This window comes from Kitasatospora sp. NPDC059327 (assembly GCF_042752535.1).
GTDB lineage: Bacteria > Actinomycetota > Actinomycetes > Streptomycetales > Streptomycetaceae > Kitasatospora.
Window position 1 is genome coordinate 1 of record NZ_JBHYYB010000160.1, and the last position, 13815, is coordinate 13815.

Here is a 13815-nt window from a genome sequence, read left to right on the forward strand (position 1 = left end):
GGCGCCTTCACGAGCATGGGCGTCACCCACCGCCGGCGCCCCCTGACCGCCGGGGCGTGCTGTTCGTCTCCTCGGAGTACGAGATTGGCCTCGTCGACATCGTCTGCAGCCCCACGCGTGGCAGTGCCGGCGCGCGCACCGCCCTCGGAGGTGCCGGGGCTCCTCACACGTGATGGGGCGTCGCCTTCGCCGACCGGCCCGATCTGGGCCGCGGCGCCGGTCGTGGGAGCTGCCCTGAGGTCGACGCTTGGCCGGACCGCACCGCGTGTCGGGGCGGGCTGCCCTGACGTTGCGCCGGCCGCCCGGAGCGGATCTGGGGGAAGGCCGTGGCGGGCACCGACCGCCTCAGGTACCGCCGGGACGTGCCCAGTGCCCGTGGGCCGCGTCGAGCATGGCACGCACCAGCACGACCCGCTGGCGCAGGGCACCGCCGTCGGGCGATTCCCGCAGCACCGCTTCCGTCCGCTGCTCCAGGCCCGCCCAGCGGCCCGTCGCGAGGTCGAGGTACAGCTGCAGTACGGCGCAGGAGTGCTCGACAAGCTGATAGCTCTCCCGGCGGCCCACCTGGTCGGTCTCGTCGCGCAGGGCCTGCGCGCGGGCGCCGTGCCCGTGCAGAAGGTCGAACCACGCCACGTAGTGCAAAGCACGGACGCGCCGGAGGCGGATCTCGCCGTCGGGGCTTTCGTGCGGCAGACCTCTCAGCATGTCATGAGCCCGCGGGTCGCCGACGACCTTCAGTCGGATGGTTTTGGCCGCCTGGACGGTCACGAGCGCCAAGGCGTCGCCGGTCCCTGTCACGATCCGCTCGGCCCGCTCGGCCAGCGCCCGGTCCCGTGCCACCGGCACGTCCGGCCGGTACCCCTGCCCGAGCGTGGCCATCGCGATCGCGACCGGTACGGGCCGGCCCTCCAGCAACTCGTCGAGCGCCCGGTTGAGCTCCGCCGTGTTCTGGTCGGCTCTGATGCCCGCCGGATTGCGTTCGGCCAGCACCTCGCCGAGGCCGCGCGGCACCCGCAGCACCGTCAGGTCCGTGCCGTGCCGCGCGGCGCGGCTACGAGGGTGATCAGGTCCTCGTCGATGACCAGCGGCAGGCCCCCGCTGCGGTCCATCAGGGTCCGCACCAGGGCGGGCGCCGGTTCGTCGCCGAGCACCTCGCGTGCCATCGCTCGCAGCTCCGTCTCGCCCAGCGCACCGAGCCGGAGCTCGGCCCCGCCGGTGCCGGCGAATGCCGGAACGGGGCACCGAGTACGGGCCCGCCGCCGGGCAGGTCCTCCGCCCGGTAGGTCAGCACCAGTCTACTTATGGGTTCAACAAACCACCGGTACCTGGCGGTCCGCCACCGCGCTCACGCCAGGGTCGACGACCACATTCGCTGCGGCAAGACCACCGGCTTCGGTCGCTTCCCCTCCGGCGTCTCAGCCTCCCGTTGCAGTTGGGCTTCCTACCGTCGCTCTCGGGTTACCGCCCGAGAGCGATGACCTCGGCGGCGGAGGTCCACGGCCCTCTGTTGCCGGCCTCGGTCAGGGCACGGAGGCGCACGTAGCGGGCGGTAGTGGGGAGGCAGGGTACTGTTTTCGCCGCCGTGTCGTCGGCGAACGAGCCGCTGGCTACGGCGGCGCCCCAGTTCTGGCCGTCGGTGCCGAGGTACAGCTCGTAGTTGCCGATCCGCCCGTTGACGCCCCCGTCCTGGCGCGGCAGGTACATGAGGCCGGTGACGGTCCGGGCGCTGCCGAGGTCGAGTTGGATCTCGTGCGGGAGCTGTACCGGGGTACCGGTCCACTGGCTGACCCAGAGGGGTGGTTGGGCTTCCGTCGACGGCGTTGGCGGCGACGCCGTTCTCGCCGGTGGTCTCCTGGCTGTCGGCGTGCCTCACCGTGGCCGCAACGGGCCGGAGCCCATCACCGGGTCGCTGGTGCTCGGGGCCCCGGTCTCCATGTGCCCGGCGAAGCGGCGCAGGAACCCGTCGGCGGTGTTCGCGGTGGCGGTGAGGTCGTACCAGCGCGGGGTGGCGCTGAGGTCGAAGTCGTCGGTCACCGTGGCACCGACCGCGACATCGTACGTCCGCGGTGCGTCGGGCCGGTTGCTCTGCTGGACGGTCACCGTGCAGGACCGCGTACCGGTGTTGGTCAGGGTGAGCCGGACCTTGCCGTCGGCCGGCAGGTAGCGCAGGGCTGCTTCGGGGTTGGCGTTGCCGCCGCTGGTGGCGGTGATGCGGTTACCGGCGAAGCGGCGGACGAAGCCGTTGGGGCCGTACACGATGAGGTCGTACGCGCCGCTCGGCGTACCGGATTGCCAGTAATCGGAGAGGGTCTTGCCCGCCTCCACGGTGTAGCGCCATGGACCATCGGTGCGGAAGCGGTTGGCGTGGACACCGAAGTACGCGCCGGCCGTACCGGAGTTCGTGAAGCTGATGACAAGGCGGTCGCTCCTGACCTGGCCATCGACCTGCAGGAGGTACGGCAGGGCGCGGGCTGGTCGGACACCGCTCTCCTGGACCGGTACGGCCTGCACGGTGGGTGGGGTGCGGTAGGTGCCCTGCGGCCCGCTGCTTGTGGCGGCCGTCGGCAGCGCCGGGAACTCCGGCACGGACGTGGTGAGGTCGAGTGTGCTGGTGAGGTCGCCACAGACAGCGCGCCGCCAGGGCGAGATGTTCGGCTCCACCACCCCTGTCCACTTCTCCAGGAAGCGCAGCACGGACGTGTGGTCGAAGACCTCGGAGCAGACGTTGCCGCCGCGACTCCATGGCGACACCACGATCATGGGCACGCGCGCGCCCAGCCCGATCGGGACGCCCGAGACGATCTCATCGGCGACGTCCACAGTGCTGAGGCCATCGCTGCCGTTGCCTGTCGCGGGTGGGCTCGGCGGGGGCACATGGTCGAAGAAGCCGTCATTCTCGTCGTAGTTGAGCAGGAACAGGGTCTTGTTCCATACCTCGGGGTAGGAGGCGAGCGCGTCCAGGAACTGGGCTGTCAGGTTGGCACCATCGGCCGGCCCGTTGTCGGGGTGTTCGCTCTGGCGGCTGTTGGGCACCAGCCACGACACCCTCGGCAGTCGGTTCTGGGCCACATCGGCACGGAAGGCGGCGGCGAGGGTGTCGGACGGTTCCCGGCTCAGGGCCTTGTCATAGAGGCTGCGCTCGATGGGCGTGAGGGTTGCCTCGCCTCTCGCGAGATTGGCGAGGAGGTCAGCGCGGCCGGTTGGCGAGGCGTTGCGTACGGCTTTGTAGAAGAACTCGACCTTGGAGTGGCTTGTGTAGGCCAGCGCCTTGGCGGCGATGTCGACGAAGGTCCGGAAGTACTCCAGGGGATTGTCTTCGTAGTTGTCCCACTCCTGGTATACGCGCCAGCTGATGCCCGCAGCATGCAGCCGTTCGGCATACGTGGTCCACGTGTACCCGGTGTGGCTCGCGTTGTTCGACGCGTCGTTGCCGGTGGCCCGCTTGGCCGTGCCGGGCTCGAAGCCGATCTTGCCGCTGGAGAGGAAGTTGCGGTTGGGGTTGGTAGCACCCATCTCGGAGCAGTGGTAGGCGTCGCAGATCGTGAACGCTTCGGCGAGCGCATAGTGAAAGGGCAGGTTCTCCCGCCGATAGCCCGACATCGTATTGGTGCCCTTGGAGTGCACCCAGTTGTCGTAGCGCCCCTTGTTCCATGCGGAGTGACCGTCGCTCCAGTAGTGGGGGGTCCCAGTCATGTACTGGTCGGCTACCTGGTAGGGCAGGACGTAGCCGTCCGGGTGGCCGTTCTTCAGATCGGTCGTCACGGTGGCGGGCTGGTGGAACACCGATCTGCCGGTCGACAGGGTCAGGGCGTTCGGGTCATTGAACCCTCGGACACCCCGAAGGGCTCCGTAGTAGTGGTCGAAGGACCGGTTTTCCTGCGTCAGGATCACCACGTGCTGAATTACCTCCAGCCCGCCGGTCGGCGCGGGTGCCGCAAGTGCCCGTTGCACGCTCGCAGGCAGTAGCCCGAATGCAGCTGAACCGCCGATTGCCGCTCCGGTGAGACCGAGAAAGTTCCGCCGATCCATGGGTCAGGCCTTTCTGTCGTTGTTGACCACAGGTCCCAGCGGCCGCCCAACTGCCGCCCGGGAGAAGAAGGCTGTCGTGGCTGTATGACCTAAGCATTTCCCCTGTATTAATGCTCTGCTCATTGATCTGGATCAATGGTGAAGTCCGCGCGCTCCTTACCTGCCGAGCCACGCGCACTGCCCGAAGGGCCATCTCGCCGAACCTCCACGCAATCGACGCCCTCACCATCCACCCGCATCGCGTGACCATCCGCGCCGCCACAACCAGCGGTTTCATGCCGAGTGGAGGGCGCGTGGGCGTAGGAGATCGAAGCCGGCTCGGCCGAACATCTGGCGCTTGAGCGTCTTAAAGGTTACGTGGAATCTGCCGGGGAGATCATGTCTCTCCGGTGCAACCACGGGCTTGGGACACGACTTGAGCGGTATGACGTTGCTGAGGGAGAAGCGGCGGTGCTCGGCCGGCCCGAGCAGGCGCGGTGTGGCTGCAAATCTGGACTGATCTCGGGGCGTGCGCCCCGCGCGATCGATGCCTACGCCCGCGGGACTGGCCGAGCACCTGCTGATGTGTGAACGGGAGAGCGTTGACCCGGTCGCCGCGATTCGTTCCCACATTGCTTGATGTGTAAGGGAGTTGACCTCACGACCGCACCGTCGAGGGGCCAACGTGGTCTCGATCGACTCGGGGACAGGACTGGCCAACGCCACCAGCCGGCAGCGCCTGGTGCCGATCCGCCTGTTCTACGGCTTCCTCATGGAGGAAGGCCTGCGGGAGTCGAGCCCGGCCGGCCGGGGCCGCTACACCCCGGGGCGCCAGAGGGGCGGGCAGCAGCGTGGGCTGGTGCCGCGGCTGACGAAGCTGCCATGGATCCCCAGTGAACAACAGTGGCTGGTGATCCTGCAGGTCGCACGGGCGGAGCCGGCCCGTAGCCGGGTAATGCCGGCCCCGGCCTACGATGCCGCGCTGCGGCGGGAGGAGCTGTGCTCGCTTCGGACCGACGACCTCGATCCGGCCCACCGGACGCTGAGAGTGCGGGCGGAGACCACGAAGAACCGGCCGGAGCGGGTGGTGCCGTACTCGGCGTCGACCGGCGTGCTGATGTCGGCCTACCTCGCCCACCGCGCCGGGATCAGCCGGGCCCGCGGGCCACTGTTCCTTTCGGAGCCCCGACGCAACCACGGGCAGCCGCTGACCCTATGGACCTGGTCCAAGCTGGTCCGCCGGATCGCCCTGGAGGCCGGTGTCCCGCGGTTCTCGACCCACACCACCCGGCACCTGTGTCTGACCGATCTGGCCCGGATGGGCTGGGAGTTGCACGCGATCGCGACCTTCGCCGGCCATCGCACCACCGATTCCACGCTCCAGACATCCACCTGTCCGGCCGGGACGTGGCCGACAAGCTGGCCCGCGGTATGGAGCACATCCATGCCTGGCGCTTACAGATTCTCACGTCCGCGGGCAGTGCGACGGCGGACGTGTCGCGGTGCCCACGCCACCGCCGGCTGCCGAGGACGGTGCCGAACGCTGGTCCTGGCCGATCTCCCTACCCCGCGACAACACCGCGCTGGCGGTGCGATCTGCCGAGGCCAAGGCCGTGGCCGACCTGGGCATACGCGATCTGCGGCGACTGCAGTACCACGACCCGTCCGCGCCGGGCTGGCGCGTGATCACGCGGCTACCCTCCGAGCTGGTCAGCAGCATCGAGCCGACCAGCGACTGGGCTACAGCGCCGCCGGCCGGCTGTTCGACCTGCCCGACCGGACCACCGCGCTGGCCACCTTCAACGACAAGGCGGCCGTCGGCGCGCTGCGGGACGCGCACGAACGCGGATGCGCGTCCCGGAGGACCTGTCGATCACCGGCTTGGGCGACGTCTACCTGAGCAGCAGCACCGCCCGGATGCCCACCACCGTCCGCCAGCCGCTGGAAGGAGCTCGGCCGGATGGTCGTCAGCCTGCCGACCCGTCCGACGGAGGGGCACACCGTGGAGACGCTGTACGTCGAACTCGCCACCGAACTCGTCGTCCGCGGCTCCACCGGCCCGGCGCGGCGCCGGCCAGCCCGCTGTCAGCTGCCGGTCGCCTGCTTCCAGGCACCCACATAGGACTTCAGGTTGGCGTCGATGTCGCTCCAGTCCGGTGTGAAGATCTCCACCCCGTCCAGCAGCCGGCTCAGCCCGGCGGCGTTCTCACCGGCGGGGGTGACGTCGGTACGGGCGGGGAAGCCGCCGGCGAGGGTGGTGGCCTGCTGCTGGACCTCCTGGGTGAGCAGGTAGTCCAGCAGCTTTCGGGCGTTCGCCTGGTGCGGCCCGTTCTTCACCACGCCCGCGGCGTAGGGCAGCGAGAAGGTGCTGGGCCGGCCGTCCTTCACCGCAGGGAACCAGATGGCCTGGTTGGGCATGGTCGACCGGTTGGCGAAGTTCATCTGCACATCGCCGTTGGCGATCAGCAGTTCACCCTTGTTGACCTTGGGGGCGAGCTGGCCGGTGGAGGAGGACGGCCCGACGTTGTTCTTCTGCAGCCGCCCCAGGAAGTCGGTGGCGCCCTGGATGCCGCCGAAGTCGTGCATGGCCTTGATCAGTACCGCGGTGCCGTCGCCGGCCACCCCGGGGGTGGAGTACTGCAGCTTGTTGCGGTACTTGCCGTCGAGCAGGTCGTCCCAGGTCTTCGGTGGTGCGTCGACCTCTTTGCTGTTGTAGATGAAGCACAGGTAGTTCTTCACCACGGAGGTCCAGGCGCCAGCCGGGTCCTTGTCGCCGTCGGCGACCTTGTCCGAGCCGGCCGGGCGGTAGTTCTCCAGCAGGCCCTGGCCCGCCGCGGACTGGATGAAGGGCGGCAGCGTCACGACCAGATCGGCCTTGGTGTTGGACTTCTCGCGGAGTAGGCGCTGGACCATCTCGCCCGAGCCGCCCTCCACGTAGTTCACCTTGATGCCGGTGGCGGCAGTGAAGTCCTTGAAGACCTGGTCGTAGAAGCCTTTGCCGTCCTCGGCCTTGAGGCCGTCGGCGCTGTAGACGGTGATCTCCTTGGCGTCGCCACCGGACTGCGCGGAGGACCCGGAGCAGGCGGCGAGCGACCCGCCGAGGGCGAGGACGGTGAGAGCGGCGGTGAGCGGTCTGAGACGTGCGTTCATGGCGGGGTGTCATTTCTGGAGGCGTCCGGCGACCGGGCACCGGACGGGAACGGGAGATCCGAAGTGGGGACGCGGCTCAGCGGTACGAGGCCCGGGTGCGCAGCCGCGCGGTGGCGGCGAGGACCACCAGGGTGCTGGCGATCAGGGCCACGGCCAGCGCCGCGCCGGTGAACAGGGCGCCGCGGTCGGTGGCGGCGAAGATGCGGACCGGCAGCGGCAGCCAGTCCGGCGGGTAGAGCATCATGGTGGCGCTCAACTCGCCCATGGACAGGGCGAAGCAGAGGCCGAAGGCGGCGGTGAGCGAGGGCAGCAGCAGTGGCAGGGTGACGCGCCGGAGCACCTGTACGGGCGGGGCTCCGAGGCCGGCGGCGCTCTGTTCCAGGGCCGGGTCGAGTCGGCCGATCGCTGCCCGTACCGACTGGTAGGCGAAGGAGGTGACCAGCACGGTGTGCGCGAGGATGACGATGGTGGTGGTTCCGTTGAGAAGCAGGGGCGGTTTGGAGAAGGCGACCAGCAGGGCCAGGCCGACGACCACCGAGGGCACGGCCAGTGGCAGCATGAACAGCCCGTCCAGCAGTCTCCGCAGTCGGCGGCCGGTACCTCGGGCGGCGAGGGCGGCCCAGCCGCCGACGGTCAGTGCGGCGAGGCCGGCGACCAGGGCGGTGCTGAGGCTGGTGACCAGGGCGTCCAGCGACTGGCCGCGGCCGAGGTCGACGTAGTGGGCGGTGGTGAAGGCGGACGGCAGGGCGCCGTCCCACCGGTCGGCGAAGGAGGCACCGACCACCATCAGCAGCGGCAGAGCGAAGACCGGCACCACCAGCAGCAGGAACAGCGTCCAGTGGGCGAGGCGGGCGGCCCGGCTATGCACCAGCACGGTTGCCTCCTTCCTTGCCTGCCCGGGGCAGGCAGAGCCGGTAGAGCGAGTAGAGCGCGACCGAGAGGACCACGTTGACGACCGCGATCACGCAGGCGGCCGGGTAGTCGGACTCCAGGACCGCCCGGCTGTAGACCAGCAGGGTGAGGGTGGTGACGTCCTTGGCGCCGGTGAAGAGCACGATGCCGAACTGGTTGAGGGACATCACCAGCACCAGGCTGCCACCGGCCGCCAGCGCGGGCAGCGCCTCAGGCACGATCACCTGACGGACGATCCGCCCGGGCCGGGCGCCCAGCGAGGCGGCCGCCTCGATCTGCGCGGTGTCGACCTGGGAGAAGGCGGCGAGCAGCGGCCGCATGACGAACGGGGTGAAGTAGGTGATCTCGGCCAGCAACACGCCCCAGGGAGTGGTGAGGAAGGCGAAGAGGGCGTGGTGACGGCCGGTAAGGCTGCTCCAGGCACCGTTGGCGATGCCCGCGCTGCCGTAGATGAAGGCCAGCGACAGGGTGATCAGGAACGACGGCAACGCGACGAAGAGGTCGATGAACCGCCCCACCAGCCGAGCTCCGGGGAACGGCACGAAGGCGATCACCCACGCCAGGTAGAAGCCCAGCACCAGGCAGCCGACGGTGGAACCGGCCGCCACCCACACGGTGGTCCGCAGCGCCTGGTGGAACGCGGTCGAGCCGAGCACGTCCGACCAGGCCGCCAGCGAGTGCCCGCCGGTGTCGGGCGAGACGGACTGCCAACCGACCAGCACCAGGGGGTAGAGGAAGATCAGGCCGAGCCCGACCAGCGGTGGCAGCGCCCACAGCCAACCGGGGACGGACCGCGGCCGGCGGCCCGTCCGGACGGAGGCCTCCGGGGGCAGCTGGACGGGTGCCTCAAAGAGGGCGCTAGCCATGCCTGCGGTCCTCTCCGGCGGCGGGGAGGACCACGGCGTCCTCGGGGTCGAAGCGGAGCGTCACCCGCTCGCCGGGAAGCGGCGGCACGCGCAGCTCGCCGAGGTCGGCGGTGAGGTGGGGGCCGGCGTCCAGGTCGACCAGCAGCCGGTGACCGGCGCCGCGCCACTGGACGTCGGCGACGGTGCCGGCCAGCGCCCCGGGGTCGCCCTCGGCGCCGAGTCCTACCAGGTGCGGGCGGATGCAGAGCACGGCGTCGTCGCCGGGGGCCAGGCCCGCGGACGGGGTACCGCGCAGCACGGTGCCGGCCAGCGAGACGCTGCCGTCGTGCCGCTCGACGGTCACCGGCAGCAGATTGGCCTGTCCCACGAAGGCGGCGGTGAAGGTGTCGCCGGGCCGCCGGTACAAGCGCCGCGGGGTGTCGCAGTCCACCAGCCGGGCGTCCTTCATCACCGCGATCCGGTCGGCCAGGGTGAGCGCCTCCACCTGGTCGTGGGTCACGTAGAGGATCGAGACGTGCGGCAGTTCGCGGTGCAGCCGGGCCAGTTCGGCGAGCATTCCGGAGCGCAGTTGCGCGTCCAGTGCGGAGAGCGGCTCGTCGAGCAGCAGGACGTCCGGTCGGATGGCCAGTGCCCGGGCGATGGCCACCCGCTGCTGCTGGCCGCCGGAGAGTTCGCGCGGGTACCGGCGGGCGTAGCCGCCCATCCCGGTCATTTCCAGGGCGCGGGCCACCAGGCCGGCGATCTGGACCCGCGGGGTCTTGTGCGCCTTCAGGCCGAAGGCCACATTCTGCTCGACCCGCAGGTGCGGGAAGAGGGCGTACTGCTGCACCACCATGCCGATGCCGCGTCGGTACGGCGGCAGGTCGGTGACGTCGCGGCCGCCGATGTGCACCCGGCCGCGCAGTGGCATGGTGAAGCCGGCGGCGGTGCGCAGGGCGGTGGTCTTGCCGGATCCGCTGGGGCCGAGCAGCGCCACCACCTCGCCCGGGGCCACTTCGAGGGTGAAGCCGTCGAGCACGGTGGTGCCGTGGTAGGCGACGGTGACGTCCTGGAACCGCAGGCCGGACCGGGCCGTCCCGGTGGTGTCCGGGGCGGCGCCGGGCGCGGGCGCGACCGGGGACGCCGGCGTGAGGGCAGGGGTCGCGCTGGCGGCCGTCATCGCATCCCCTCGAACAGGAGGGCGGGCATTTCGGCGATGGAGGGCAGCAGGTGGGTGGCGCCACCGGCGCGCAGCCGGTCCTCGCGGTGGGCGACGACGGCGGCCCCGGCGTTGCGGCCGGTGAGCATGTCGTACCCTGTGTCGCCGACGAGGCCGTGGTCGGCGACGGTGGTGCCGGCCACGGCCTGGTGGACAGCGAGTCGTATGTCGTGCATGGTTGAGCTCCTTTGGTGGTTCAGAGGCCGAGGACGTCGGCGGTGGTCTCGGCGATGGCCGGGGAGCAGGTCATGCCGCGTCCGCCGGGGCCGGTGACCAGCCAGGTCCCGTCGCCGACCTGCTGGCGGTGGACGACCCGGGTGGTGTCGGTGCACTGGGCGTAGACGCCCGCCCAGCGGTGGCGGATACGGGGCAGCGGGCGGCCGAGCAGTTCCTCGGCGACGGTGTCGAGGTGCTCGTAGGGCTCCTCCACGACGTCGAAGCCGAAGGGCTGCGCGTACTCGTGGGTGTCGCCGATGGTCAGGCCGCCGTCGGCGCGCTGCACCATCAGCAGTTGCATCCTGTGATCGGTGGCGGTGGGCTCCTGAGGCTGGAGGGCAGCGAGGTTGTCCAGGGCGCTGCCGGCGTAGGCGGGGTAGTAGCGGAAGCTGTCGCCGTCGGCGACGGAGGTGGCCAGCCGCTCGCCGAGGGGGTCGGTCTGCATCATCTGCAGGCGCACCCGGCGGACCGGCAGTTCGGGGGCCAGCTCGCGGACCAGGCCGCCGAGCCACGCGCCGGTGCAGAGGACCACCGCGTCGCCGGTGTGGGTCTCGCCACGGTCGTCGCGGACGGCTGCGGGGCCGACCACCTCGCGCACCTCCCGGTCGGGCAGGAAGGTGTAGCGGCCGGATCGTTCCAGCTCGGCCCGCAGGGCGGGCTGCGCGACCCTGGGCTCGACCGCGCCGTCACGGCCGCACCACAGGGCGCCGAGCAGCCGACCGCGCAGGGCGGGGTTGGCGGCCCGGGCCTCGTCGGCGTCCAGTAGCCGCAGACCCCGGGGCCCGGCGTCGGGCAGCTTCAAGGCCTGCTCGGCAACAGCGAGTTCCGCCTCGGTCCGGACGACGGTCAGCGATCCGTTGCCGCGGAAGCCGAGCGCGGGGACGCGGGCGCCGATCTCCTCCCAGAGCTCGCGGGCCCGCAGCGCGGTCGCCAGCTCCTCCCCGCCCGCCCGGCCGCCGACCCACACCAGACCGAAATTGCGTACCGAGGCGCCGCGAGCCTCCGCCTCGCGCTCGATGTGGACGACCTCATGACCGCGTTCGACTGCGTGCCAGGCATGCATGCTGCCCAGGACGCCTGCTCCAACAATGATGATTCTCACGGGGAACAGAGTTGGTCCGGAAGATGTATGGCAGACAAGCATGCTGTGACAAGGCTGTTAACTATGGCCCAGACCAGTTATCTATCCGTGACCATATCAGCTCCTGCGTCGGGTATCGCATCACAGCGCTCGCCGCGTCGGTGTCGACCCGGACCGGGCCTCCTGCACAGTGGCCGTCCGCACCGCGCGGCACGGCGTCATCGCAGCCGACCATGCCTCGCCCGGCACCCCGGAGACCTTTCATCAGGTGCTGACCAGCGAACTTGTGTCGCCAAGAGGTGCGGATCGCGTCAGCCCCCTCGCGGTCAAGCGCCCGGTCTCGCTGTTCTCCTACACACAGGTCCACGCTCTCCGCGAGGGCCGGACATCCAGACGTGCGACCTTGCACAGTCCACCTCCGCGAACCCTCCGCTGACGCCTTGGCGGCGCCGCACCGCTCCGGAGCTGGCTACAGCTACCTGCACAACGCCGTCGACGACCACACTCACCTGGCCTACAGCGAGATCCTGCCCGACGAACCCAAGGAGACCGTCGGCGGACTCCGGGCCGGCGCGAACGCGTACTTCGCCAGGTCCGGGATCACCGTCCGGCGGATGACCGGCAACAGCACACGCCTGGCGCGATGCCCTCGCAGCCGAGGGCATCGCGCGCAAACGCACGCGCCCCTAACGGCCGCAGACCAACGGCAAGGTCGAACGCTTCCAGTGCGCCACGAGGCGCTCTGTCGTATTCCCGGCATAGCCGGGAGGGATTCGAAGGGAGGTTCCTGGGCCTGATGGCCTACCTGGACCCGAAAGGCGAAGGGGACAAGAGCATGCCAGAAAACCAGCAACTGGGTTCAGACATCAGGGTCGGTGTATTGGGAGGCCCGCGTGATAAGGCGAAGGCTTGATTGCTTGAAGCCCAATCTCCAGGAGATGAAAGTTCACATACGCCGGAAAGATGTCTGAAACCGGCGCCAGCCCTGCGGAGGTCGCGTTGAACGGCCGCTGCAACCTTCGGGGCCAGGAGCGATGCCCAATGAGGGCATTCAAGGAGATGAGTGGGACGCCTAAGTCACGCTATGACGTGCGACAGAGACGAACGTGGGATCGCCTAACGGGCGCGAGCCCCAAGGCGACGGAGGCCCCGTAGTAGTCGCCGGAGTAACGACCGGCCAAGGAGGACGGGAAAACCGTCCACACGGGCAAAGGGGGCCAGGCGATCGGACACCCTAACTCGGGAGGTATGCGAAATGCAGAGCGCCGAAACGGTGCTGGGTGTCCTGCGTGACCGTGGCAGGCGTGGCCTGCCGTGCGGAACTGTATCGACAGATGTTCAACCCGCAGTTGTATCTGCTGGCCTACGGACGTATCTACGCCAACAAGGGCGCGATGACGCCCGGGGTCACGCAGGAGACCGTGGACGGTATATCATTGGGGAAGATCGGCCGCATCGTCGATGCGATGCGTCACGAACGCTACCGATTCCGCCCCGTGCGCCGGGTCCATATCCCGAAGAAGCAAATCGGGAAGACCAGGCCGCTTGGCTTGCCGACGTGGTCGCACAAACTGGTTGGTGAGGTGGTTCGACTCCTTCTGGAGGCTTACTACGAGCCGACCTTCTCCGATCGCTCCCATGGATTCCGGCCCGGAAAGGGATGTCACACCGCGCTGCGCGAGGTGACCGACACCTGGACCGGGTCGAGCTGGTTCGTCGAGGGTGACATCGCCGACTGCTTCGGCAGTCTCGACCACGGAGTGATGCTCCGGGTGCTGGGTGAGAAGGTCCACGACGGCCGGTTGCTGCGGCCGGTGCGCAACATGCTGACAGCCGGATACCTGGAGGACTGGGTCTGGAACGCGACGCTTAGCGGCGCGCCGCAGGGCGGCGTGGCTTCCCCGCTCTGTTTTCACCGGGGTGAAGTAGGGTCTGGCCCAGGTTCTGGGCTCTGTCGCTGATTGAGGGGTTCCTTCTTGTTGATCACGGTGACAGGAGGATGCGGCGTCGCAGGAGGTCGAAGTTGGCCCGGCCGTACATCTGTCTCTTCAGCAGTTTGATCCTGGTCACGTTGCCTTCGACAGCGCCTGAGGTGAGGGTGGTGGTCAGGGCGGCGAGGACGGCCGCGCGGTCACGTCGGATCCCGCCGGCAAGCGAGCGGAGTTCTCGTTGTCCGTCGAGGCGGACATCGGCGAGCCAGACATCGAGGGCCAGGTGCTCGTGAGGTTCCCCCGACGTGCGGAAGGTTGCCGGACATGGCCTGATGGGCCGTGAGAAGGGAGCCTCTGCCATGGCTGCACCGATGAAGTACCCGCCCGAGTTGCGGCAACGCGCCGTTGCCGCATATCGGGCCGCCGACCCGAAGCCTGTGATCCGTCAGATGG

12 protein-coding genes and 3 pseudogenes are annotated in these 13815 nt (G+C 69.6%); 4 read left to right on the forward strand and 11 right to left on the reverse strand.

All coding sequences use genetic code 11. The annotated features are described in order from the left end of the window. Positions 1-345: 345 nt before the first annotated feature. From ACFXHB_RS42205 to ACFXHB_RS42220, 4 genes and pseudogenes are all read right to left on the reverse strand, one after another. The gene (locus ACFXHB_RS42205; protein ID WP_380582098.1) at positions 346-1020 is read right to left on the reverse strand and encodes a hypothetical protein; all 675 of its coding nucleotides are present in this window, start codon (positions 1018-1020) and stop codon (positions 346-348) included. Positions 1021-1022: 2 nt separating this feature from the next. Next, positions 1023-1163, reverse strand: a complete 141-nt coding sequence (locus ACFXHB_RS42210; RefSeq protein ID WP_380582100.1) for a hypothetical protein — start codon at positions 1161-1163, stop codon at positions 1023-1025. A gap of 295 nt (positions 1164-1458) precedes the next feature. After that, positions 1459-1770, reverse strand: a pseudogene (locus ACFXHB_RS42215) (discoidin domain-containing protein); the annotation flags it as partial. Positions 1771-1869: 99 nt separating this feature from the next. Next, entirely contained in the window at positions 1870-4029 is a 2160-nt protein-coding gene (locus tag ACFXHB_RS42220) for a phosphocholine-specific phospholipase C (protein ID WP_380582102.1), read from the reverse strand. Between the two features lie 664 nt (positions 4030-4693). On the opposite strand from ACFXHB_RS42220, the gene ACFXHB_RS42225 reads away from it, so the two are divergent. Together ACFXHB_RS42225 and ACFXHB_RS42230 are read left to right on the forward strand one after the other, a co-directional pair. Further along, a complete protein-coding gene (locus ACFXHB_RS42225; protein ID WP_380582104.1) occupies positions 4694-5908 on the forward strand; it encodes a tyrosine-type recombinase/integrase in 1215 nt (404 codons plus the stop codon). Positions 5909-5968: 60 nt separating this feature from the next. After that, positions 5969-6130: a hypothetical protein gene (locus tag ACFXHB_RS42230; protein WP_380582106.1), complete on the forward strand. Its 162-nt coding sequence runs from the start codon at positions 5969-5971 to the stop codon at positions 6128-6130. Here ACFXHB_RS42230 and ACFXHB_RS42235 read toward each other — a convergent pair. The 6 genes from ACFXHB_RS42235 to ACFXHB_RS42260 form a co-directional block, all read right to left on the reverse strand. Beyond that, the gene (locus tag ACFXHB_RS42235; protein WP_380582108.1) at positions 6094-7158 is read right to left on the reverse strand and encodes a 2-aminoethylphosphonate ABC transporter substrate-binding protein; all 1065 of its coding nucleotides are present in this window, start codon (positions 7156-7158) and stop codon (positions 6094-6096) included. The two genes, ACFXHB_RS42230 and ACFXHB_RS42235, sit on opposite strands and share 37 nt — an antisense overlap. Before the next feature lie 76 nt (positions 7159-7234). Further along, positions 7235-8032, reverse strand: a complete 798-nt coding sequence (locus ACFXHB_RS42240; protein WP_380582110.1) for an ABC transporter permease — start codon at positions 8030-8032, stop codon at positions 7235-7237. Then, positions 8019-8936 carry a 2-aminoethylphosphonate ABC transporter permease subunit gene (locus tag ACFXHB_RS42245; RefSeq protein ID WP_380582112.1) on the reverse strand — a complete coding sequence of 306 codons (918 nt, stop codon included), beginning with the start codon at positions 8934-8936 and terminating at the stop codon, positions 8019-8021. The genes ACFXHB_RS42240 and ACFXHB_RS42245 overlap by 14 nt, the downstream gene beginning before the upstream one ends. After that, a complete protein-coding gene (locus ACFXHB_RS42250) occupies positions 8929-10095 on the reverse strand; it encodes an ABC transporter ATP-binding protein (RefSeq protein WP_380582114.1) in 1167 nt (388 codons plus the stop codon). Before ACFXHB_RS42250 ends, ACFXHB_RS42245 begins: the two co-directional genes overlap by 8 nt. Further along, complete coding sequence (locus ACFXHB_RS42255) at positions 10092-10310, reverse strand: HAD family hydrolase (protein WP_380582116.1); 219 nt, start codon at positions 10308-10310, stop codon at positions 10092-10094. The genes ACFXHB_RS42250 and ACFXHB_RS42255 overlap by 4 nt, the downstream gene beginning before the upstream one ends. Positions 10311-10330: 20 nt before the next feature. Continuing rightward, a complete protein-coding gene (locus ACFXHB_RS42260) occupies positions 10331-11452 on the reverse strand; it encodes a TIGR03364 family FAD-dependent oxidoreductase (protein WP_380582118.1) in 1122 nt (373 codons plus the stop codon). Positions 11453-11898: 446 nt separating this feature from the next. On the opposite strand from ACFXHB_RS42260, the pseudogene ACFXHB_RS42265 reads away from it, so the two are divergent. Next, a pseudogene (locus ACFXHB_RS42265) lies at positions 11899-12118 on the forward strand (IS481 family transposase); the annotation flags it as partial. Positions 12119-12686: 568 nt separating this feature from the next. Continuing rightward, positions 12687-13338: pseudogene (locus tag ACFXHB_RS42270) on the forward strand (reverse transcriptase domain-containing protein); the annotation flags it as partial. A gap of 76 nt (positions 13339-13414) precedes the next feature. Here ACFXHB_RS42270 and ACFXHB_RS42275 read toward each other — a convergent pair. Further along, positions 13415-13723: a transposase gene (locus tag ACFXHB_RS42275; protein WP_380582120.1), complete on the reverse strand. Its 309-nt coding sequence runs from the start codon at positions 13721-13723 to the stop codon at positions 13415-13417. Positions 13724-13815: the final 92 nt, after the last annotated feature.